This window comes from Martinezella paranaensis (assembly GCF_014200235.1).
In the GTDB taxonomy this organism is placed as follows: Bacteria; Pseudomonadota; Alphaproteobacteria; order Rhizobiales; family Rhizobiaceae; genus Rhizobium; species Rhizobium paranaense.
In genome coordinates, this window is sequence record NZ_JACHBI010000004.1 from 1 (window position 1) to 20,673 (window position 20,673).

Consider the following 20,673-nt stretch of genomic DNA (forward strand, 5'->3'; position numbering starts at 1 on the left):
ATGATGAAACTCCTCATTTGGATAACTCAAACCAGGAATCCGCCAGCCCGCTTCAGGTTCCATCAAAGGCCGCTTTCATGGAATCGCTCGTCTAGGGCGTGGAGTTCGCTCCGTTCAAATTTCTGCACGTCCGGACTTTGGTTCTCACCCGAGCATGAGCCCAGCGTCACTGCGCAGAGAGCCAAGGGTCCAGCAATCCTAATCATTCCGGCCTCAACCAAAGGAAAAGTTGTCTGGAGAGAGACTAGCTCGCCATATGCTAGAGGCCGATAAATTCAATCTTTAGGATTTTAATCAACGTTGTCATCAACTTGTCCCGATCTCGTGCCAGACGATGGTATCAATCAAAGCGGCATCAATGCTTTCGACAATCCTGAGACAATCTCCGTGAGGCAATTGCGCTCAAAACTCTGCAGAGAAACGATACTTCGGAAGGTGTCCCAAATTGCCACCCATTCTTCTATCGTTATTGAGAACGCCTGCGCTTCAAATGCGTCGACCAACATACCCGAAGAGATGGCAGAGTGGTCGAATTCGCCTCTCCGTCGCCATATTGCTTGCGCAGCATGCTGACTTTCCGCCAAGCGTCAGCGGCTTCCGCCTACGGCCAAGCTCTAGCCCGCCGATTAAATACGCCCTTCCCTACCTAAAATGTAAAAGAAACATCGTCGGCCCTACCAAGGTCATCGCGAAGATGAATAGTGATATGCCGAGCTTCAGCATCCTCATGCGGCGTGTCTTCACGCCGTCCCAGTCGTAGTCCATAACTATATCCCCCTTCTCTATTTGCGCCGAGTTCAACGGCGCATTAGGAGTATCTTGTATGAGGGATGTGCGAAGCTTGCCGCGCTTGTGATGGAGGCTGACTTGTTCGGTCAGAGCGCCGTGCGTTCATTTGAACGCACAAAGGTCGCTCCGGTCTTTGACTCCAGGGGCATTTTTCCGTTTGCTGGCGATTTCACCCGAAAGCGGGTGCGCTAGGCGCGATGGAAGACTTCGTCCGTCAGGAGCAAAAGGAAGTTCTCGTCGTCCAGCTTGTTGGCGATCTGTCCGTCTTCCGTCATGTAGTCGAAGACGGGGCCTCCCGGTCGGTCCGAGAAGGCGAATTTGGGCCATTTCAATTGTTCGATAATGACGATGCGGCGCCCGGCGTCATTTTCGCATGCTATTCTTTTGGTCTCCTCGAAGTAGGTCATGGCGACACCTCAGTGGTAGTTCCAAGGTGAAGCTTAGGACGCGCAAACCGCGAGTCAACCTTACTATGGTGGCTAACACGTAGGTATTACGTCGCCTAGCGTCCTTCCCAGGCCCACAATGCTGAGCTTATTCGATCTATCGTCTTGTGCAGCATCGCGAAAATCGCATCCGGCAGAGCTGCGTCGCGTGCCAGCCTCATCCGTTCTAGCTACCTTAAGAGTGTTAAATTGACGACAAACAACTTCAGGTTTATTGTTTAATTTCTAACATAAAGGAGAGGGGCATGAGAACGATCGTGTGTTTTCTCGTCGTATTTTGGGGTGCTACGGCCGCTGATGCGGCGCAAAACATTATCCGTGTGTCGTCGATAATACCCGCAGCCGAGATCGCGGAAAGCGCTTTGTTGCTGCCCGGCACCGCGGAGAGGGCTCCCTGCGTCTACAACAAGAAATACGTTTCCGACGGGGTTCGGCTATGCTGCCGGCGGGCTTCCGGCCTGTCGTCGAGCGAATATGCGCCCACGGGAGCGCGGATGGCCGTTCATCCGCAGCCATAGGAAACCAGGCGTATTTTTCTGTTCGAGAGAAGAGGCCGAGGGGACAATGGCGGCCTCTGAATGTACGAGCATGTGTTAAGACGGCAGGCCTGGCGGGCGGCGCCCACCAAGCCAATCGGCTTTATTCCGCCGAATCCTCCGGCTCCTCGGCTTCCGGCTTGGGCTTGCCGCCGAAGAGGTTCTTCAAGGCATTGGTCTTCACTTTCGATGCCTTGCTGACCTTCAGCGCGCGGGTGGCCGCCTTGGCCTGTTCCAGCATCATCTCGATCTGGATCTGCTGGATTTCGGTCAGCCGCTCCCATTGGCGATTGAGGAGATGGTCGACTTTTTCATGCAGGTGGCGGATTTCCAATTCGGCCTTCAGGTTGACCTTGTAGTCGTTGAGGGCGCGCAAGCGGTCCTTAGCTTCCTGCCGGCGCTGGCTCATCATGATGATCGGCGCCTGCAGGGCGGCGATCGTTGAAAGGATCAGGTTCAACAGGATGAAGGGATAGACGTCGAAGGCGCTCTTTTCGCCCATGGCGAGGTTGATGCCCATCCACACCGTCAGAAACAAGCAGAACGAGATGATGAAGGTCCAGCTTCCGCCGAAGGACGCGACCATATCGGCCATGCGGTCGCCGATGGAGCGATGATCCTCGTAGTCCTCTTCGATGTTCTCGGCGAGCGTGTCGTGCGTCTTCAGGCTTTCGACGACTTCGTCTTCGAGGTTGGAAAGTTCGCCGCGCTCGTCTACCAGCAGTTCGGCGATATATTGGGCGCGATAATCGTCCATCGCCTTGCGGCTGATATAGTCGTCGGAGCGGATGTCCGGATGTCTGTGGCGCACGAATTCCGCAAGCGAGGGGCGCAGGTCATCAAAATGCACCGCATCCTTCTTCTTGAGCGTTGCGCCGGTGATAGCGTCGACGAGCTTGACGGACTTGGCCTTCGCCCGGGCGAGGCTTTTCGTGTAGTCGTCCATCACCACGGTCGCTGCTTCACCTTCGCCCGCGTCAAAGTCGACGATGCCTTCCGCCGGATCAAAGGTCTTTGTCTCTGTCATATGCCGCCCTCTTTCGCAGTTGCTCGTTCGTCTAGCCGATGATCGGAACAGGATTGTGACTGTAAATTGACTGCGCGATCGACTCCTAGAAAACTGTTCCAGTTTCGCCTCAGTCTCGGTCGGCCACCCGTTCGCTGTAAATGCTTCCTAGCGCTCTTATCCTAAACAATGGCAAATAAATTGCGGTCGGCGGAGCGAATAGCGCTACATCCGTTCATCGCCAGCAAAGTACAGCAACATTTAACAACCGACCCGTGAGTCCTTGAAAACATTTGTAAAATCGTAAGGCGATCGTCTCGCGGATTTTCGTAAAACAAGCAGGAATGTGCCTTTCCAGCCTCTTGACCCCGGTTGAGGAGCTTCTATTTGCCGCGCTGCAACAGGCGTCTTGCGGCGCCGAAAAGGATTACCTCCGGCGAATTTTTCAACAAGCTTCGCCTGTTGTTGTCGATTCATGCGCGTGCGGAAAGGATACCGATGCACAATCCTCCGGCTGACGACTTGGAGTCCATCGCCCGGAAGGGCGGCCGCCTGAAGCGAATGGCTGTTCGAATACCCACCTATTTGACGGACGTGCGGGAAAATCCGGCTTGGCTGCCGATGTTTCTGCTGGCCCGAACGATGCCGTTTCGGCGTATGCATTGGTTGGCGACCAGGCGGCCTGTGGCGCGTCCGGGGGCCGGCCAATCGATGTTTTCAGGGATCGAGTGCGACGCAGTTGTCAATGCGCTGCGGACGGATGGGCTTTTCCCCGGTTTGATCCTGCCCGAGAGCATTCACCGCGACATTGCCGAATTTGCCCGAACCACCGGCTGCTTCGGCAATTTTGATAGGAAGCTTGAATTCGTGGCGCCCGAACATGCGGATGCGGAGGCGCGTTTCGGCCGGCCTCTTCTCAGCGGACATTTTTTCGAGCGTTCGCTCGATTGCGATGCGGTCCTCGCGGTTCAGCGCGATCCTCTGCTTGGCGACGTGGCCCGGCACTATCTCGGCGGGCAGGCCCAAGTGATAACCACGCGCATCTGGTGGAGTTTTCCGACGCAGGCCTCGGAGGCGGATCGCAGCCTCGCTTCGCTCGACAAATATCATTTCGACCTCGATGACTGGCGAATGCTGAAGTTCTTCTTCAATCTGGTCGATGTGGATGAAGGCACCGGGCCGCACGTCTTCGTCAAGGGCAGCCATAGAAGGCGGCGGGTGAAGCATCAATTGACCCTCCTGGTCGGCCATCCGGCAGAAGAGGTTCTTCGATTTTACGGAGAGGAAAGCGCCGTCACGCTGACCGGCAAAGCCGGTTTCGGCTTCGTCGAAGATCCCTTCGGTTTCCACATGGGTACCGTGCCGACGCAAAAGCCACGGCTGATGATGGAAGTCGGTTTCGGCGTTTCGAAGCCGTCGCGCCGCCGATTCCATGGAGAGCCGGTTCTGCGATAGGTGGTGATCCGTTGGGCTCTGCCCGGACATCCGGGCTCCCGACGGCTGGCTTCGGTCAAGCGGGCGCCGGTCCTTGTGCCAGGGTGCCATGGCCGTTCGGCGTCTTGATCATTTCACAGGTCCCGGCGGGCACCAGCTTCCAGGAATTCTCTTGATAGTCGATTGTCGACGTGCCGGCACAGGTGGTGCCTGCGCCGGCCGCGCAATCGTTCTGGCCCTTGAGGGCCACGCCGTAGCACTTTTCCTTCGCCTTGCCGTCGGCCGCTGCGGCTGGAGCCGCAATAAGGGATGCGACCGCGGACACCAGCATGCTGGCAATAGCCACAGTGACGACGCTGTCCCTCATAAGCTTGTTTCCCTAAAAAGCATGAGCTGTCCGCGGATTGCGCAGGCGTCTGCGGCGATTACAGACGCCACGGGCAAACGTCTGTTCAACGCAGTCCATTATTCCATTCTTTGGATGTATATCGGAAGCAATAAATGAGGTTTGGTTTCCGTGAGACAAAGGGAGCGGCAGGGAAGATCGCTGAGGCCGAGGGTCAATACGTAGCGGATGTGGAATAACGACCTTTCCAAGCGGCACTCTTTCATGCCTCATAGTGGTCGAATCACCTGACGATGCCCAATCTCTGGCGCATCTGTCTTGGCCGAAATCCGATTGAGGCAAGGTTTTGCAAAAGAATGACCATTGCCGGTAACAAAAGCCTGCGGTCGCGCGTAGAAGGAGATGCCGAATGAATTATTCGGCGCGCGAAGAGGAATGGGCAGTCTGGATGCGGGCCGCCATCGATGGCGATGCGCAGGCCTATCATCGCTTCCTGTCTGCCGTCACTCCATACCTGCGCGCAATGGCGCGCCGGCGTTGCGATCAGTTCGGCGCGCCGGCAAGCGAGGCCGAGGACGTGGTCCAGGAAGTGTTGCTGACGATACATCTGAAACGCGGAACGTGGGATACCTCGCGTCCGATCGGCCCGTGGATATCGACCATCGTGCGCAACAAGCTGATCGACAGCCTGAGGCGACGCGGGCGGCATGTGAACGTGCCGATCGACGATGTCATCGATATTTTGGAGGCGGAAGAGCAGACGGATACCTTGGATCGGCTTGATGTCGATCGTATGCTGGAGCAACTGAAAGATCCGCAGCGGACCATCGTACGCTCGATTTCCGTCGAGGGAACCAGCGTGCGCGAGACCGCCGATCGGCTGAAGATGACGGAGGGTGCAGTGCGCGTCGCCCTGCATCGCGCATTGAAGGCGCTTGCCGCCTTATATCGGAGCGAGACACGTGAAAACCGATGACCTCATCAATCTTCTGGCGCAGGATGCGCCGGTCCGTTCGCGGATCGGGCAGGCGCTGATGCTGGCGGTCGTCGGTGGCATCCTCATCAGCGGCGCGATCTTCTTCGCGGCGATCGGTTTTCGTGCCGATATAGGCACCGCCATGGAAACGGTGCGCTTCCTGTTCAAATTCGTCGTCACGATCGCGCTGGCCGTCACCGCCGGGGCCGTCGTCTTTCGCGTCGGCCGTCCCGGCGTGTCGCTGCGTCCCTGGGGCTGGGCGCTTTTTGCGGCACCGCTACTGCTGGTCGCTGCAGCTCTCGCCGAGATGATGGTCATGCCGGCCGATAGCTGGGGCGCACGCATGATCGGGCACAATGCCCGCTTCTGCCTGACACTCATTCCGCTGCTGTCGATCGGCCCGCTTGCCTGTTTCCTCTTTGCGCTGCGCCAAGGGGCGCCGGAAAATCCGGGTTTCGCCGGCGCAGTCGCCGGGCTTGCCGCGAGCGGCGTCGCCGCCACCTTCTATGCTTCCAATTGCACGGATGACAGCCCGCTCTTCGTCCTGCTGTGGTATCCGATCGCCATTGCTGCGGTGACGTCGGTTGGATATCTCGTCGGCAGGCGCATGCTGCGCTGGTGATGGATTGGGGCTGGACGGCGACGCGGCGGTCGTAAACGCTATCGCTGGATTGATCGAAGCTGCCGGGAAGGCGTCCGGCCAGTTTTCAAATAGTGGCTGGAAACGCCGTTGTTCAGGGACTATCTTGTCTGTTGGCTGTGCCTTGCCCAAAAAATCTCATTCATGGGCGTTAAAGTGTTTGCATCCGCGGCGAATTCCATTATAGAGGCGCTGCTTTCCCCGCGGGGGCGTTCAACGTCCGGCGGCTGTTGGGAAATAGTTCAATGGTAGAACAGCGGACTCTGACTCCGTTAATCTTGGTTCGAATCCAGGTTTCCCAGCCAATCTAAGCGCTCCAATCAACAGATCTTCCTTCGCAGGCATAGCTGTCCGGGCCATGATTCCCCATGCGCTGTTGTTAGCATTTTTCGCGACCGAAAATCGCTGGATGCTGGGACAATTTTTAAGCGAAGTCGCAGCGAAACGCTTTTCAAAACGTTCGTAGACGTTGTAGAAGTCAGCCATTCATCGGCAATTTTTCCCGAAAATATAGGTCTGGCGACCGCTGTCATATTGGAAGTTGTATTAAAAGGCTTAGTGAGACTGAAAGCGAAATGACGATATTGGTTTCTGGGGGCGCCGGTTTCATCGGGGGGAACTTCGTTCTTGATTGGTTGGATCGCTTCGATGAGGTGGTGATCAACCTCGACAAGCTGACTTATGCCGGCAATCTGGATACGCTGAAAGGATTGAACGGCAATCATCGCCATGTGTTCGTTCATGGCGACATTGGAGACCGCGATTTGGTCGGTGATGTGCTCGCCACCCATAGACCGCGCGCCGTCGTCAATTTTGCCGCCGAAAGCCATGTCGACCGCTCCATTCATGGACCTGGCGAGTTCATTCAGACGAATGTCGTCGGCACGTTCAATTTGCTCGAATCGGTTCGTGGTTATTGGGACGGCCTGCCGGGTGACGAGAAGCAGGCGTTTCGCTTGCTTCATGTCTCGACCGACGAGGTCTACGGCACGCTTTCTAAGGATGATGCGCCGTTCAACGAACTCAATCGATACGAGCCGAACAGCCCCTACTCAGCAAGCAAGGCTGCGTCGGACCATCTGGTGCGCGCCTGGCATCATACCTACGGCCTGCCGGTATTGACGACGAATTGCAGCAACAACTACGGCCCTTACCATTTCCCGGAGAAGCTGATCCCGCTGGTGATCTTGAATGCGCTCTCAGGCAAGAGCCTTCCGATCTACGGCGATGGTCAGCAGATTCGCGATTGGCTCTATGTCAGAGATCACTGCAGCGCCATCCGTCGCGTGCTTCAATCCGGCAAGGTCGGCGAGACCTACAATGTCGGCGGCTGGAACGAAAAACCCAATCTCGACGTCGTGCATACGATCTGCAGCATCCTCGACGAGCTACGGCCGAAGGCTGGCGGCGGTCGTTACAAGGACCAGGTCGCCTTCGTGAAGGACAGGCCTGGTCATGATCGCCGCTACGCGATCGATGCCCGCAAGCTCGAGCGCGAACTGGGCTGGAAGCCTGAAGAGACGTTCGAAACCGGCATTCGCAAGACGATCGAATGGTATCTCGCCAATCAGGATTGGGTAGGGAACGTCACCAGCGGCGCTTACCGCGAATGGGTCGGCAAGCAGTATGAGGTTCAGGCGTGAGCGCGCTTCTGGTCACCGGCGCCAATGGGCAGGTCGGTTTCGAATTGCAGCGTTCCCTGGCGCCCCTGGGCAAAATAATCGCCGCGACGCGCGCGGAGATGGATTTGTCGGATGAGGCGAGCATTCTCTCGGTGCTCAGGGAGCACAAGCCGGCGATCATCGTAAATCCCGCCGCCTATACGGCCGTCGATCGTGCCGAGAGCGAAAAAGGGCAGGCGATGGCGGTCAATGCCACGGCACCCGGCGTGCTGGCCCGCTGGGCCGCCGATAACGGCGCCTATCTCGTGCATTATTCGACGGACTACGTCTTCGACGGCATGAAAGCCGATCCTTATGTGGAGAGCGATGCTGTCAATCCGCAGTCGGTTTATGGCGAAAGCAAGTGGCTGGGCGAAGAGGCGGTGCGCTCCGCTGGCGCAAATCACGTCATCCTGCGGACGAGCTGGGTTTACGGCCATCACGGCAACAACTTCCTCAAGACCATCCTGCGTCTTGCGCAGGAGCGCAGTGCGTTGAACGTCGTCGCCGATCAGATCGGCGCACCGACTTCGGCGGCGTTGATTGCGGATGTCACGCGCAGGATCGTCGACATCGTCAGTGGTTCGAATACGCCTGATGTATCGGGCACCTATCACCTGAGCGCTGAGGGCAAGACGTCATGGCATGGTTATGCCGCACATATCGTCCGCGAAGCATCCGCGAAAAACTTCAATCTTGCGCTGACGCTCGATGCTCTCAAGCCGATCTCGACCGCCGAATATCCGACGCCGGCGAAGCGGCCGCATAATTCCAGGTTGGACTGCGCGAAACTGACGGGTGGTTTTGGGTTGGATCTTCCGGCTTGGCAGGAGGGTGTGACGGAGGTGATCGCGAGGCTTTCTCCCGCTTCAAGTTGAGTTGCGCGAAGTTCTAAAATTATAGTTGTCGTTTTTTATCCGATTGCCTGCAAAGAATTCGAGTCGAGACTTTTCTACAATGAATACAGCACGTAAGGGCATCATTCTCGCCGGCGGATCCGGAACGCGCCTATACCCAGCGACCCTTGCCGTCAGCAAGCAGCTCCTGCCGATCTACGACAAGCCGATGATCTACTATCCGCTGACGACTTTGATGTTGGCCGGCATTCGCGAAATCCTCATCATTTCGACGCCGCAGGATACGCCTCGTTTCGAGCAGTTGTTAAGAGACGGAAGCCAGTGGGGCATCAAGCTCGACTATGCGGTTCAGCCGAGCCCCGATGGTCTTGCGCAGGCGTTTCTTATCGGCGAGTCGTTTCTCGACGGCGCCCCGTCGGCCTTGGTGCTGGGAGACAACATCTTCTACGGGCACGATTTCACCAAGCTTCTTCATCAAGCAAGCGACAAGCAGGGCGGTGCCACCGTTTTTGCCTACCATGTGCAGGACCCGCATCGTTATGGCGTGGTCGAATTTGATGCTCAGGGTCGCGCGATCAGCCTCGAAGAAAAGCCGAAAGTCCCCAAGAGCAACTATGCTGTCACAGGGCTCTATTTCTACGATGCCGATGTGGTCGATGTGGCGAAGTCCATACGTCCTTCGCCGCGCGGCGAACTGGAAATAACCGATGTCAACGCGCATTACCTTAGGGCAGGGCAGCTCGATGTCCAGACGATGGGCCGCGGCTACGCCTGGCTCGACACCGGCACGCATGAATCGATGCTGGAGGCGAGCCATTACATCGCCACCATCGAAAGCCGGCAGGGCCTGAAGGTCGCCTGCCCCGAGGAAATCGCCTATCGGAGCCGCTGGATCGATGCTTCCCAGGTCGAGGCCCTGGCCGATCCGCTGAAGAAGAACGCCTATGGGCAGTATCTTCTCGGGATTTTGCGGGAACGGGTATTTTAACCACGCGCTTGGTAATGTTGCACCCGCTGGTCCCTCCGATGCGGGCAGAGTGAAGCAGGAAAGACAGATGAAGGCCATCGATACCGCCATACCGGACGTCAAGATCATCGAACCGACGGTGTTTGCCGACGATCGCGGTTTTTTCTTCGAGAGCTTCAGCCAGGTCAAATTCGAAGCGGCGATCGGGCGAAGCGCGACATTCGTGCAGGACAATCACAGCCGGTCCGGGAAGGGCGTCCTGCGCGGCCTGCATTATCAGTTGCCGCCACATGCTCAGGCCAAGCTCGTTCGCGTCGTCATCGGAGAGGTGTATGATGTCGCCGTCGACATCAGACGGTCTTCATCGACCTTCGGGCAATGGGTCGGCGTCCTTCTGTCGGAGGAGAACAAGCGTCAGCTTTGGATTCCGGAAGGGTTTGCGCATGGATTCCTGACGCTGAGCGACCGCGTCGAATTCCTTTACAAGACCACCGACTATTATGCGCCGCAGTGCGACCGCGGGATTCGCTGGGACGATCCGACGCTCGCAATCGACTGGAAAACGGTCGGCCCCCTGACGTTTTCCGACAAGGATCAGCGGCAACCGCTGCTGGCGGATGCCGAGATCTTCGATTGAGCCTGCATATGCCGCGTGCAGAAGATGGTGGATCGTCTGCGGCATGAAGGGTTGATCTGACATCCGGCGCTTCGAGCGATGCCGGTTATGGACCTGCGCAGCTTCTCTCGCTACAGGAATGACATGCGCGTTCTACATTTTTTCAAAACATACTGGCCGGATACTTTCGGCGGGATCGAGCGGACAATCCATGCGATCGTCAAGGGCGTCGCAGGGCACGACATACAGTCCGACGTCCTCTCGCTCAGCAAGACGCCTGAGAATGGCAACGTCGAATTCGACGGCCATATGGCCCATAAGGCGAAGCTCGATTTGGAATTTGCCTCCACCGGCTTTTCGCGCGAGGCATTCGGCCGCTTTCGGGAGCTGAGCCGGAAGGCCGACATCATCCACTACCATTTCCCGTGGCCGATGATGGATATCGTCCATCTTGCCGCCCCGCCCGGCAAGCCGACGATCGTGACCTACCATTCCGACATCGTGAAGCAGAAGTTTCTGTTGAAGCTCTACGAACCGGTCATGCACCGTTTCCTGGCGAGCGTCGGCGCGATCGTGGCCACCTCCCCGAACTATCTGGCGACGAGCGCGGTCTTGCAGCGCTACAAGGACAAGACCACCGTCATCCCGCTTGGCCTGGACGAGGCGGATTATCGGAAGGCAAAGGAAGAGGATAGGGCGCGTTGGCGGGCACGATTCCCCAAGCCGTTTTTCCTCTTTGTAGGCGTACTGCGCTATTATAAGGGCGTTCACATCCTTCTTGAGGCTGCGCGACAGACGGCCAGCGATATTGTCATCGTCGGCGAAGGTCCGATGGAAGCATCGTTGAAGGAATATGCGCAGCAGCACGGCCTCGGAAACGTCATCTTTCTCGGCGCGCTGCCGGATGCGGACAAGACTGCCCTTCTCGAACTCTGCACGGGATTCGTATTCCCTTCCAATCTCCGCTCGGAAGCATTCGGCCTTTCGCTTGTCGAAGCCGCGATGTTCGGTAAACCGATGATTTCCTGTGAAATCGGTACGGGCACCAGTTTCGTGAATCAAAACGGCAAAACGGGCTATGTCGTGCGGCCGAACGACCCAGCGGCACTTGCAGATGCAATGGGACGTCTTATTGCCGATGGCGAGACGGCATCGTCTTTAGGCAAAGCGGCTCGCCTGCGATACGAAGAGTGCTTTACCGCCGAGCGGATGGGTAATGCCTATGCTGTGCTCTACAAACGACTGCACAGTCAAATGCCGTCCGGCGCAGGTAAGCGCTAACAGCGTAGGGGACCCGCTCGTGATCAGGCGCTGACCGCTTCCGCCTGTGGTTTCGTCCTCGGCATCAACAAGCGTTCCCCTTTCAAGCGCATGCGGCACCAGAAGGCGAAGGCGGAGCTTGTCAGCGCTAGGCTTTCGCCGATCGCGAGGCGGTTGTTGGAGTTGCTGAGCAGCGTCAGCGAAAAGAAGAACAGACAGACGGCATAGGCATGCCAGGCGGTACGCGGTATCAGGCCAGCTTTACGGGCACGCCAGACATTGGAGATGAGCGCGGCGAGAATGAGGGCCATGACGAGGCCGCCGAACAATCCGTGCCGCACCAGCATTTCGAGATAGCCGTTGTGCAGCAGCGTATATTGGACGTCGGCATAGCGCGTATGCTTCCAGCGCTCCACCCATTCGCCGCCCCAGCCGAAAATGGGCGCGGAGGAGAACAGTTCCCAGCCATTCGACCAAAGCTGAAGTCGGGCATCCATGGCAAAGGGCGTGGCATCAGAGGTGATGGTGCTTGATACGGCGTCGCCGAGATCGCGGCTCTTGGTGATGTTGTCGAACATCTCGATGGTGGAAGCCACCGTCGGGCCAGCGGTCTTTTCGATATTGTGCCGCACCGCATAGGCGCCCGCCAGCAAAAGCACTGCTGCGCAGGCGACGACGATGAGGCCGGTTTTCAAGCGCAGATAGGTCACGGTCACCAGCCCCAGCACTGGCAGCGTGGCGGCGAGCGCTAGCCAGACGCCTTTCGACTTGGCGCCGTAGATGGCGATCAGACAGAGAATGGCAATCAATGGCGAGACGATATACGCGAAGCGAGCGATCGACCGGTTGCTGGATTTGTCCGTCAGATAGTGCAGCAGCCAGAAAGCGGTGAGGATCAGGATCAGGCCGCAGGCGACTGCACCATGAATCTGATTGTTCATGATCAGCGGGCGCACCGTTTCGCCGGCAAAGACCTCGCGAAAATGCTGCGTGGCGATCAGCATGATCAGCGCCATCGCAAGAACAGCGGCGACGATTTTTTCCAGCACCGGTTCGTAGAGCAACAAGGCAACGCCGAGGATCGGAAAGAAGAGGGGATAGGCATAGAGCCAGTCGGATGCGCCGATCAAATGCGCCGGCGTCAGGAGGAAGATGGCGACGAAGCGGACGAGCACATAGGTGCCCCAGGCCATGCACAGCCATCCGAGCCAGTCTGTGCGCGGGCGGACCGACGCTTTCCGGTAATAGTGCAGGGCGATGAGGGCGATGAAGGGCGCGACATACCGATAGGCGGCGCTTTCGACAAAGAGCGGCGATACGACGATGAGCCATAGGAGACTGCCAAGGACGATCAAGCGCTGCGGCAGGACGACAGGCACGAGTTCTCCGGCATTGCTTCCGGACCCACGATCGACTTGTGGTTTATTCGCCTGCAACTGAGCCAATATTGCGTCCGCCTTTGTTCATATTTCTGCCAGCCGGTCTCCGCTGGCCCGTAAGGTCGCAAGCCGGCATGAATACGGCATTTCGGTGGCCGACACTTTATGCGGTCCGTTTATGATATCAAAACCTTCTGATATCGCCGCGTCGCTAATGCGTCACTCCGTCGCTGCGCAGAACTTTCAGCACCGTCAGGACGATGATCTTGAGATCGAAGAGAAACGAGCGCCGGCGCAAATAGTCTTCGTCCAACGCCACTTTCTGCGGGATCGGCAGCTCATCACGGCCATTGACCTGCGCCCAGCCAGTCAAACCCGGCGGCAGGGCGTCGACGCCACGCTCGGTGCGCAGCGCAATCAGGTCATGCTGGTTGAAGAGGGCCGGGCGAGGGCCGACAATGCTCATCTCGCCCTTCAGGATGCACCAGAGCTGCGGCAGCTCATCCAGGCTGGATTTGCGCAGGAAGGAACCGATCGGCGTCAGATAGGCGTTGGCGTCCTTCAGCAGATGGGTCGCAACCGCCGGCGTGTCGGTCCGCATGCTGCGGAATTTCGGCATGCGGAAAATCTTGTTTCCACGGCCGACACGGTCCGACCAGTAGAGAACGGGACCGGGGGAGGTCAATCGGACGGCGATGGCGACGATCAGGATCGGGATGGAAAAGACCAATGTTGCCCCGAGGGCGGCAAGGAAGTCGAAAAGGCGCTTGGCGATCGTATAGGGCATCGTTTCTGGTAGTTCTGCCGGGGCTCGTGTGTCGTTGCGCCGATGACGGCTTTGTGCGGAGTGCATCTCATATCGTGGACTTGTTCACAATCGCCCTCATCACGAATTTTGCCGGGCTTGTTCCCCGAGGAGGGATTGTGCAAAGCATGACGGGAATGAAAATCGGGCAGAACAAGGGGTGGCAGACGCATGATCCTGGTGACGGGCGCGACGGGTTTTGTCGGGCAGGCGCTTTGTGCCGAGCTTTCGCGGAGACAGATGGCCTATCGACCGGTCAGCCGCGCGGCGAAGCCGGGTTTTCTGGCCATGGGCAACATCGATAGCGGGACGGATTGGGCCGGCGCGCTCGCCGGCGTCGAAACGGTCGTGCATCTGGCGGCGCGTGTCCATGTCATGAACGACACCTCGGCCGATCCGCTTGCCGCCTTTCGCGCCGCCAATGTCGACGCCACCGTCAATCTGGCGCGGCAGGCGGCGAAGGCCGGCGTCAAGCGCTTCATTTTCCTGAGTTCGATCAAGGTCAATGGTGAGGCGATCGCACCGGGCAAGCCGTTTACCGCGTCCGATACGCCGCATCCGGAGGACGCCTATGGTCAATCGAAGCGGGAAGCGGAGGAGGCGCTCCTGGCCATCGGCAACGAAACGAAGATGGATGTCGTCATCATCCGCCCGCCTCTTGTCTATGGCCCTGGGGTGAAGGCGAATTTCGCGAGCTTGATGAAATGGGCCAAGCGGCCGTTCCCTTGGCCGTTCGGCCTGGTCGCAAACCGGAGATCCCTCGTGTTCGTCGGCAATCTCGTCGATTTCATCCTGCTCTGCGCGCGCCATACCGATGTGGGAAATCGCGTGTTCCTGATCAGCGACGGCGCGGATCTTTCGATCGGCGAATTGATCGGCAAGCTGTCTTCGACGATGGGGCGAAAAGCGCTGCTGCTGCCCGTACCGCCGCGACTGCTGGAAGGGCTTGCGGCGCTGCTTGGCCGTCGCGCGGCGGCGCAACGTCTCTTGGGGTCGCTGCAGGTCGATATTGGCGAGACGACGGCGATCACCGGCTGGTCGCCGCCTTTTTCGGTCGAGGACGGTCTGCGGCTGACGGTTGCGGCATCCGAGCGGGATCGCTGACTGCTGCTTACAGGCTCCAGACAGCATGCCCCTCGAGCAGCGGATTGCTCTGCTCCAACGCGGCCTTCACGTCGACCACCACGCCGTTCTCGCCAAGCAGACCAAGAATCTGCGCAGCGCCATCGGTCAAATAGGACTTGTGCGGCACGGCAAGGACGAGGGCGTCGAGCTTGCCGAAATCCTCGAGTGCCGCCAGCCGCACGCCGTATTCCTCCTCCGCCTCGTGATGGCTGGCCATGGGGTCGTGCACCAGCGGTTCGAGGCCGAATTGATGCAGTTCGCGGATGATGTCCGGCACGCGGCTGTTGCGCAGATCGGGGACGTTTTCCTTGAAGGTCAGGCCGAAGATGCCGATCCGGGCGCCGTTGATCGGCTTTTGCGCTGATACCAGCATCTTGATGAGTTTCTGGGCGATGAAGGCGCCCATGCCGTCATTGATGCGGCGGCCGGAGAGGATGACTTCCGGATGATAGCCGAGTTCCTCAGCCTTGGCGGTGAGATAATAGGGGTCGACGCCGATGCAGTGGCCGCCAACCAGACCGGGCGTGAAGGGCAGGAAATTCCATTTCGTCCTGGCCGCTTTCAGCACGTCGGCCGTGCGGATGTCCATTTTCTCGAAGATGATCGACAGCTCGTTCATCAAGGCGATGTTGAGGTCGCGCTGGGTGTTTTCGATCACCTTGGCGGCTTCCGCCACCTTGATGCTGGGCGCGCGGTGGATACCAGCCTGGACCACCGCGCCATAGACGGCGGCGATCCTATCGAGCGTTTCCTCGTTGTCTCCGGCGACGACCTTCACGATGCGTTCGAACGTATGCTCCTTGTCGCCGGGGTTGATCCGCTCAGGCGAATAGCCGACGTGAAAATCCTCGCCCTGGCGCAGGCCCGAGACCTCGGCAAGCACGGGGCCGCACACGTCTTCCGTCACGCCGGGATAGACCGTCGATTCATAGACGACGATGCCGCCCTTCTTCAAAGCCTGGCCGACGGTGCGTGAGGCGGAGATCATCGGGCGCAGATCCGGCTGCCGGTTCCTATCGATCGGCGTCGGAACGGCGACAATGAAGATATCCCGGTCTTGCAGGTCGTGAATGTCGCTGCTGATGCGCAGCCCGCTTTCCTTCAGACGTGCGGATGAAACCTCGCGGGTATCATCCTCTCCGGCTTTCAGGGCCGCGACGCGGGACGTCTTGATATCGAAGCCGACCACGTCGGAGAATTTCTCAGCCAGGGCGATCGCGACAGGCAATCCGACATAACCCAGGCCAATGACGGCAATTTTTTCGCTCAACACAATCCACCTCGAACAATCGACCTGAATTAGCCAAACCTAAGCGGCGTGTCAGCGCAAATCTTTGTTAGAAGAGGCCAATTCGGGTGCAAGTCAGATCAATGTGACGATCAGGCCGAGGCTTTGCAATAGACGCATCCGCGGGGCGTCGCCGCACGCCGGCCATCTTTTCGAGGTGAACGAATAAAACGGAAGTCTTGCGTGTTTTCTGCTCGTTCCCTCCCAAGGAGATCGCAAATCATGAGTAATTTCAATATCGCCGCCGCGGACAAGCGGGCGGCCCGCTATGACCATTTCACCATCGCACTCCACTGGCTGACGGCATTTCTGGTTCTGACCTTGTTCGCATTGGCCGAGGCCCGAGGCTTCGTTGCCCGTGGAACGCCTCTTCGTGGAGACCTGATCTTCGTGCATATCTCGCTCGGCGTTCTGCTAGCGGCTGTCCTCATCCTGCGCATTGTCTGGCGCGTCGCGACCCGCCAGCGCACAGCGCCAGCCGTCTCCGGGCTTCAGCATGTGGTGGCGACGCTTACGCATCTCGCTCTCTACGCGCTGATGATTTCGCAGGTGTCCTATGGCTTCCTGATGATCTGGGTCTCCGGCAACGGACCGAGCTTCTTCGGCCTGTTCTCGGTGCCGCCTTTGCTCGTTCTTGATCAGCCGACACGGCATCTGATGAGTGAATTGCACGACTACACCGCCTGGGCAATCATCGCCATCGCGGGAACTCATGCCGCAGCGGCCCTCATGCATCATTATGTGCTTCGCGACCGCGTGCTTGTCCGGATGATCCCTGCGCGCGGATAGGCGCTGCCGGACTGGTTCACCCTCAAATCGCCGCGGCAGGCCAAAAGGTCGCGGCGTCCCCTATCGAAACCCTTCGCTGCGAACCTATTTTAGTATTCAGAGACATATTTCTCGGAATGCGTGGTTCGCAATGCGTAACACATATCTTGCCCATTTATACGCCAGGCGCGCGGAGCTCGAATCCAGGCTCGAGCTGCATATAGCACGCTATTGTTTTGGCGAGGGAGAGGTCGACGACGGCACCGAGGTGGAGCTGAGGGACAGGATCCGGGAGGTTTCCGACGAGATCTCCGCGCTGGAAAGCGAGCATAGCCATTAGAGCGGCTTCAAAGCTCCAGTCTTTTTCTGGTCTTGCAACTGATCTACAGGTCTCTAACTCTACGCGGGGATTCGAGCACGATGTTGCGTGCTTGAGCAGTCAGTCTTTGAGAAGGGATGGTCATGGCAGGAGAAACGGTTCTGGTGGTCGGGGGAGCCGGTTATATCGGCTCGCATACATGTCTGGATCTGGCGAACAAGGGGTTTCAGCCCGTCGTCTACGACAATTTTTCCAACGGTCACCGCGAATTCGTCAAATGGGGTCCGGCGGAAGAGGGTGATATTCGCGACCGGGCGCGGCTCGATGAAGTCCTGGCGAAATACAAGCCGGCCGCTATCCTGCATTTTGCGGCGCTGATCGAAGTCGGCGAGTCGGTCAAGGACCCTGTCTCCTTCTATGAGAACAACGTCATCGGCACGCTGACGCTGCTATCGGCGGCGCAGGCGGCCGGCATCGGCGCTTTCGTGTTTTCCTCCACCTGCGCGACCTATGGCCTGCCGCAGAGCGTGCCGCTCGACGAAAGCCACCGGCAGGTGCCGATCAATCCCTATGGCCGCACCAAATATATCGTCGAGCAGGCGCTTGCCGATTATGACCAATACAAGGGGCTGCGCTCCGTGGTGCTGCGCTATTTCAATGCGGCCGGCGCCGATTTCGAAGGGCGCATCGGTGAATGGCATACGCCGGAAACCCACGCCATCCCGTTGGCGATCGATGCGGCGCTTGGCCGTCGTCAGGGCTTCAAGGTGTTCGGCAGCGACTATGACACACGCGACGGCACCTGCGTGCGCGACTATATCCACGTCCTCGATCTTGCGGATGCACATGTCCGGGCGGTGGAATATCTGCTGCGGGGCGGTGAATCGGTGGCGCTCAATCTCGGTACGGGTACGGGCACGACGGTCAAGGAATTGCTGTCGACGATCGAGACGGTGTCGAACCGGCCTTTCCCCGTCGAATATGTTGGCCGCCGCGAGGGCGATTCGACCACGCTGGTTGCCAATAACGATAAGGCCCGCGACGTTCTCGGCTGGTCGCCGAAATATGACCTGTCGCGCATTATCGAATCCGCCTGGAATTGGCATGCCAAATCCAACCAGCATTGAGCGGCGCGCTTCGGGCAAACGCCCGAACGTGCTGCTGATATCGGCCGATCAATGGCGGGGCGATTGTCTCTCCGCCGTCGGTCATTCTTGCGTCAAGACGCCCAATGTCGATGCTCTGGCGCGGGACGGCGTGTTGTTCCGCCGGCATTTCGCCGGAGCAGCGCCCTGCTCGCCGGCGCGGGCGACGCTTTATACCGGTCTCTATCAAATGAACCATCGCGTCTGCCGCAATGGTTCGCCGCTGGATGCCCGCTTCGACAATCTGGCGGCCGCCTCCCGCCGCGCCGGCTACGATCCGACCTTGTTCGGCTATACCGATACGGCGCCGGATCCGCGCGGCATGGACCCGAATGATCCGTATCTGACGACCTATGAGGGCGTGCTTCCGGGCTTCAGCGCGCGTCAGCTTCTGCCGGAGCATGAAAAGCAATGGCTCTCATGGCTGCGCTCGCACGGCCATGTGGGTGCGACGAGCCGCAATATTCATATTCCCGTCGGTGCCAAGCCCGGTGAAATCTCCAATGCGGCGCCTGCCTATTCCAAGGATGAGACGCAGACGGCTTTTCTTGCCGGGGAGTTCATTCGCTGGCTCGGCGAACAGGACGAGCCCTGGTTCGCGCATGTCTCCTTTCTCAGGCCGCATCCGCCGTTTTCGGTGCCGGAACCCTATAACCGCATGTTTGCCGCAAGCGACGGACCGGCTTTTGCGCGCGCAGCGGACCGCCAGACGGAGCAGACGGCGCATCCCTTTCTCGCCTACGCCATGCCACTGATCGGCAAGGGCGGCTTCATCCATGGCGGTGAGGGGCCTGCAAGCGACTGGACGGCTGAAGATCTGTCGGCGATCCGCGCCATCTATTACGGCATGATCGCCGAAGTGGACACGCAGCTCGGGCGGATCTGGCAGGCGCTGAGAGATGCGGATGCCTGGGACGATACGCTGATCGTGTTCACATCGGACCACGCGGAAATGATGGGCGATCACTGGATGCTCGGCAAGGGCGGCTTTTTCGATGGCAGCTATCACATCCCGCTGGTCATCCGCGATCCGGGACAGCCTGGCGGTATGGGCCAGCAGGTAGACCACTTCACCAGCGCCGCCGATATTTTTCCGACCCTCTGCGATCGCCTGGGCCTCCTGCCCGACAATCACCTCGACGGCGAGACGCTTCTGCCCTTTATCGAGGGTGCGGAGCCGGAGGACTGGCGCGATGCGGCCTTCTGGGAGTTCGATTTCCGCGATATCGCCAGGGGCGACGCAGAACGGCATTTTGGGCTCAGGTCGAATGCCTGCAATCTCGCTGTCATCCGAGGCGAGCGCTTCAAATACGTCCATTTCGCCGGACTGCCGCCCTTGCTATTCGATTTGGCGAAGGATCCGATGGAACTTATCAATCTCGCGGACGACCCGAATTATGCGGCGACCCGGCTTGCCTATGCCGAAAAGCTGCTGTCGCTCAGGGCGCGGCATCTCGATCAGACGCTCGCCTATACCGAACTGACGGAAACAGGGCCGGTCTCTCGCCGGCCCTGATCAGATTTACATAGCAGGCTATCAGGAAAACGAGCCGAGATAGGTCATCTTGCCGACCGGCAGCCCGCGGCTGCGCAGAATGTCGTGCACCGTGGTAACGTGGAAGAAGAAGTTCGGCAGCGCGAAGGTTGCGAGATAGCTTTCGCCGCTGAACACGATCTTGTTGCCGCCGGGCGTAACGATCACCTCCCGGTTTTCGCTGCCTTCCATCGTCTCCGGCGTCACCGTCGCCAGGAAATCCTCAGTCTTCTTTAGGCGTTCGCGCAGCTCGGCAACGGTGGTCTCGTTGTCCTCGAAGCGCGGTGCGTCGATGCCGGTCAGGCGGGCGATCGCGAGTTTGGCGCTGTCGGTGGCGCGCTGAAACTGGCCGGAGAGCGGCAGCATGTCGTCAATGAGGCGTGCGCCGACAAGGTCGTTCGGATCGGTGTCGTTTTCGGCCGCATAGGCCTCGATCTTGTCGAGATAGGTCGAAAGTTTTGCGAGGCCGCGTTGAAAGATGGGGACTGAGAAGCGGTACATCGAGGGCATGCTGGTTCTCCATGGTCGGCCGATGAGGTGGTCTCGGCCCGATATCGACGGAATTTTACGCCATTCAAATGTCGATGGAATGTCTGTTCCATCGGATTGGCCGCTCACATGTAGGCTTGATCACCGCCTTTTACAGCCTTTTTCGGCCGAAAATTACCGGCTGCGCTTCGATCGCCAGTTCCGTCATTGCGACTACAAAATAGTGTTGACGTTTTTGTCGAAAAATGGAATAAATATTCCGCAGATGGAATTTTACGGTTTGTTTG

The 20,673-nt window shown here is 58.6% G+C and carries 21 protein-coding genes and 1 tRNA gene; 15 read left to right on the forward strand and 7 right to left on the reverse strand.

Going from position 1 to position 20,673, the window contains the following annotated elements; translation table 11 throughout:
• Positions 1 to 977 precede the first annotated feature (977 nt).
• Positions 978 to 1,196: a hypothetical protein gene (locus GGD50_RS11330; RefSeq protein ID WP_028751596.1), complete on the reverse strand. Its 219-nt coding sequence runs from the start codon at positions 1,194 to 1,196 to the stop codon at positions 978 to 980.
• A gap of 284 nt (positions 1,197 to 1,480) precedes the next feature.
• Here GGD50_RS11330 and GGD50_RS11335 point away from each other — a divergent pair, with 284 nt between their 5' ends.
• Complete coding sequence (locus GGD50_RS11335; RefSeq protein ID WP_107109871.1) at positions 1,481 to 1,753, forward strand: hypothetical protein; 273 nt, start codon at positions 1,481 to 1,483, stop codon at positions 1,751 to 1,753.
• A 121-nt stretch (positions 1,754 to 1,874) separates the two neighbouring features.
• On the opposite strand, the gene GGD50_RS11340 is transcribed toward GGD50_RS11335, so the two are convergent.
• Complete coding sequence (locus tag GGD50_RS11340) at positions 1,875 to 2,798, reverse strand: DUF1003 domain-containing protein (protein ID WP_107109870.1); 924 nt, start codon at positions 2,796 to 2,798, stop codon at positions 1,875 to 1,877.
• Between the two features lie 477 nt (positions 2,799 to 3,275).
• Here GGD50_RS11340 and GGD50_RS11345 point away from each other — a divergent pair, with 477 nt between their 5' ends.
• Positions 3,276 to 4,232 (forward strand): phytanoyl-CoA dioxygenase family protein, encoded by a 957-nt coding sequence (locus GGD50_RS11345; protein ID WP_107109957.1) that lies wholly within the window; start codon positions 3,276 to 3,278, stop codon positions 4,230 to 4,232.
• 55 nt (positions 4,233 to 4,287) lie between these two features.
• Here GGD50_RS11345 and GGD50_RS11350 read toward each other — a convergent pair whose 3' ends face one another.
• A complete protein-coding gene (locus GGD50_RS11350; RefSeq protein ID WP_107109869.1) occupies positions 4,288 to 4,578 on the reverse strand; it encodes a BufA1 family periplasmic bufferin-type metallophore in 291 nt (96 codons plus the stop codon).
• A 388-nt stretch (positions 4,579 to 4,966) separates the two neighbouring features.
• Here GGD50_RS11350 and GGD50_RS11355 point away from each other — a divergent pair, with 388 nt between their 5' ends.
• The 8 genes from GGD50_RS11355 (at position 4,967) to GGD50_RS11390 (ending at position 11,555) form a co-directional block, all read left to right on the forward strand.
• A complete protein-coding gene (locus tag GGD50_RS11355) occupies positions 4,967 to 5,533 on the forward strand; it encodes a sigma-70 family RNA polymerase sigma factor (RefSeq protein WP_107109868.1) in 567 nt (188 codons plus the stop codon).
• Entirely contained in the window at positions 5,520 to 6,155 is a 636-nt protein-coding gene (locus tag GGD50_RS11360) for an NrsF family protein (protein WP_107109867.1), read from the forward strand. Before GGD50_RS11355 ends, GGD50_RS11360 begins: the two co-directional genes overlap by 14 nt.
• Before the next feature lie 249 nt (positions 6,156 to 6,404).
• Positions 6,405 to 6,478 (forward strand) — tRNA-Gln (locus GGD50_RS11365).
• Positions 6,479 to 6,748: 270 nt separating this feature from the next.
• Positions 6,749 to 7,816: a dTDP-glucose 4,6-dehydratase gene (gene rfbB, locus GGD50_RS11370; protein ID WP_107109866.1), complete on the forward strand. Its 1,068-nt coding sequence runs from the start codon at positions 6,749 to 6,751 to the stop codon at positions 7,814 to 7,816.
• Positions 7,813 to 8,712 carry a dTDP-4-dehydrorhamnose reductase gene (rfbD, locus tag GGD50_RS11375; RefSeq protein WP_107109865.1) on the forward strand — a complete coding sequence of 300 codons (900 nt, stop codon included), beginning with the start codon at positions 7,813 to 7,815 and terminating at the stop codon, positions 8,710 to 8,712. The genes rfbB and rfbD overlap by 4 nt, the downstream gene beginning before the upstream one ends.
• A 79-nt stretch (positions 8,713 to 8,791) precedes the next feature.
• Positions 8,792 to 9,679, forward strand: coding sequence for a glucose-1-phosphate thymidylyltransferase RfbA (gene rfbA / locus GGD50_RS11380; RefSeq protein WP_107109864.1), 888 nt, complete (start codon positions 8,792 to 8,794; stop codon positions 9,677 to 9,679).
• Between the two features lie 67 nt (positions 9,680 to 9,746).
• A complete protein-coding gene (gene rfbC / locus GGD50_RS11385; RefSeq protein ID WP_107109863.1) occupies positions 9,747 to 10,295 on the forward strand; it encodes a dTDP-4-dehydrorhamnose 3,5-epimerase in 549 nt (182 codons plus the stop codon).
• 123 nt (positions 10,296 to 10,418) lie between these two features.
• A complete protein-coding gene (locus GGD50_RS11390) occupies positions 10,419 to 11,555 on the forward strand; it encodes a glycosyltransferase family 4 protein (RefSeq protein ID WP_107109862.1) in 1,137 nt (378 codons plus the stop codon).
• Positions 11,556 to 11,578: 23 nt separating this feature from the next.
• Here the strand turns inward: GGD50_RS11390 and GGD50_RS11395 are convergent, their stop codons facing one another.
• On the reverse strand, positions 11,579 to 12,913 hold the full coding sequence (locus GGD50_RS11395; RefSeq protein WP_245407529.1) for an O-antigen ligase family protein: 1,335 nt from the start codon (positions 12,911 to 12,913) through the stop codon (positions 11,579 to 11,581).
• Positions 12,914 to 13,124: 211 nt separating this feature from the next.
• Positions 13,125 to 13,700 carry a sugar transferase gene (locus tag GGD50_RS11400; RefSeq protein ID WP_107109860.1) on the reverse strand — a complete coding sequence of 192 codons (576 nt, stop codon included), beginning with the start codon at positions 13,698 to 13,700 and terminating at the stop codon, positions 13,125 to 13,127.
• A 189-nt stretch (positions 13,701 to 13,889) separates the two neighbouring features.
• Here GGD50_RS11400 and GGD50_RS11405 point away from each other — a divergent pair, with 189 nt between their 5' ends.
• Positions 13,890 to 14,822 (forward strand): NAD-dependent epimerase/dehydratase family protein, encoded by a 933-nt coding sequence (locus GGD50_RS11405; RefSeq protein ID WP_107109859.1) that lies wholly within the window; start codon positions 13,890 to 13,892, stop codon positions 14,820 to 14,822.
• 7 nt (positions 14,823 to 14,829) lie between these two features.
• Here the strand turns inward: GGD50_RS11405 and GGD50_RS11410 are convergent, their stop codons facing one another.
• Positions 14,830 to 16,116 carry a nucleotide sugar dehydrogenase gene (locus GGD50_RS11410; protein WP_107109858.1) on the reverse strand — a complete coding sequence of 429 codons (1,287 nt, stop codon included), beginning with the start codon at positions 16,114 to 16,116 and terminating at the stop codon, positions 14,830 to 14,832.
• Between the two features lie 237 nt (positions 16,117 to 16,353).
• Here GGD50_RS11410 and GGD50_RS11415 point away from each other — a divergent pair, with 237 nt between their 5' ends.
• From GGD50_RS11415 to GGD50_RS11425, 4 genes are all read left to right on the forward strand, one after another.
• Positions 16,354 to 16,920: a cytochrome b gene (locus tag GGD50_RS11415; RefSeq protein ID WP_107109857.1), complete on the forward strand. Its 567-nt coding sequence runs from the start codon at positions 16,354 to 16,356 to the stop codon at positions 16,918 to 16,920.
• A 130-nt stretch (positions 16,921 to 17,050) separates the two neighbouring features.
• Positions 17,051 to 17,239, forward strand: coding sequence for a hypothetical protein (locus GGD50_RS32740; protein ID WP_107109856.1), 189 nt, complete (start codon positions 17,051 to 17,053; stop codon positions 17,237 to 17,239).
• 122 nt (positions 17,240 to 17,361) lie between these two features.
• The gene (gene galE, locus GGD50_RS11420; protein ID WP_028751579.1) at positions 17,362 to 18,345 is read left to right on the forward strand and encodes a UDP-glucose 4-epimerase GalE; all 984 of its coding nucleotides are present in this window, start codon (positions 17,362 to 17,364) and stop codon (positions 18,343 to 18,345) included.
• Positions 18,323 to 19,879, forward strand: coding sequence for an alkaline phosphatase family protein (locus tag GGD50_RS11425; RefSeq protein WP_107109855.1), 1,557 nt, complete (start codon positions 18,323 to 18,325; stop codon positions 19,877 to 19,879). Before galE ends, GGD50_RS11425 begins: the two co-directional genes overlap by 23 nt.
• A 21-nt stretch (positions 19,880 to 19,900) precedes the next feature.
• Here the strand turns inward: GGD50_RS11425 and GGD50_RS11430 are convergent, their stop codons facing one another.
• Positions 19,901 to 20,407 (reverse strand): DUF1993 domain-containing protein, encoded by a 507-nt coding sequence (locus tag GGD50_RS11430; RefSeq protein WP_107109854.1) that lies wholly within the window; start codon positions 20,405 to 20,407, stop codon positions 19,901 to 19,903.
• Positions 20,408 to 20,673 lie beyond the last annotated feature (266 nt).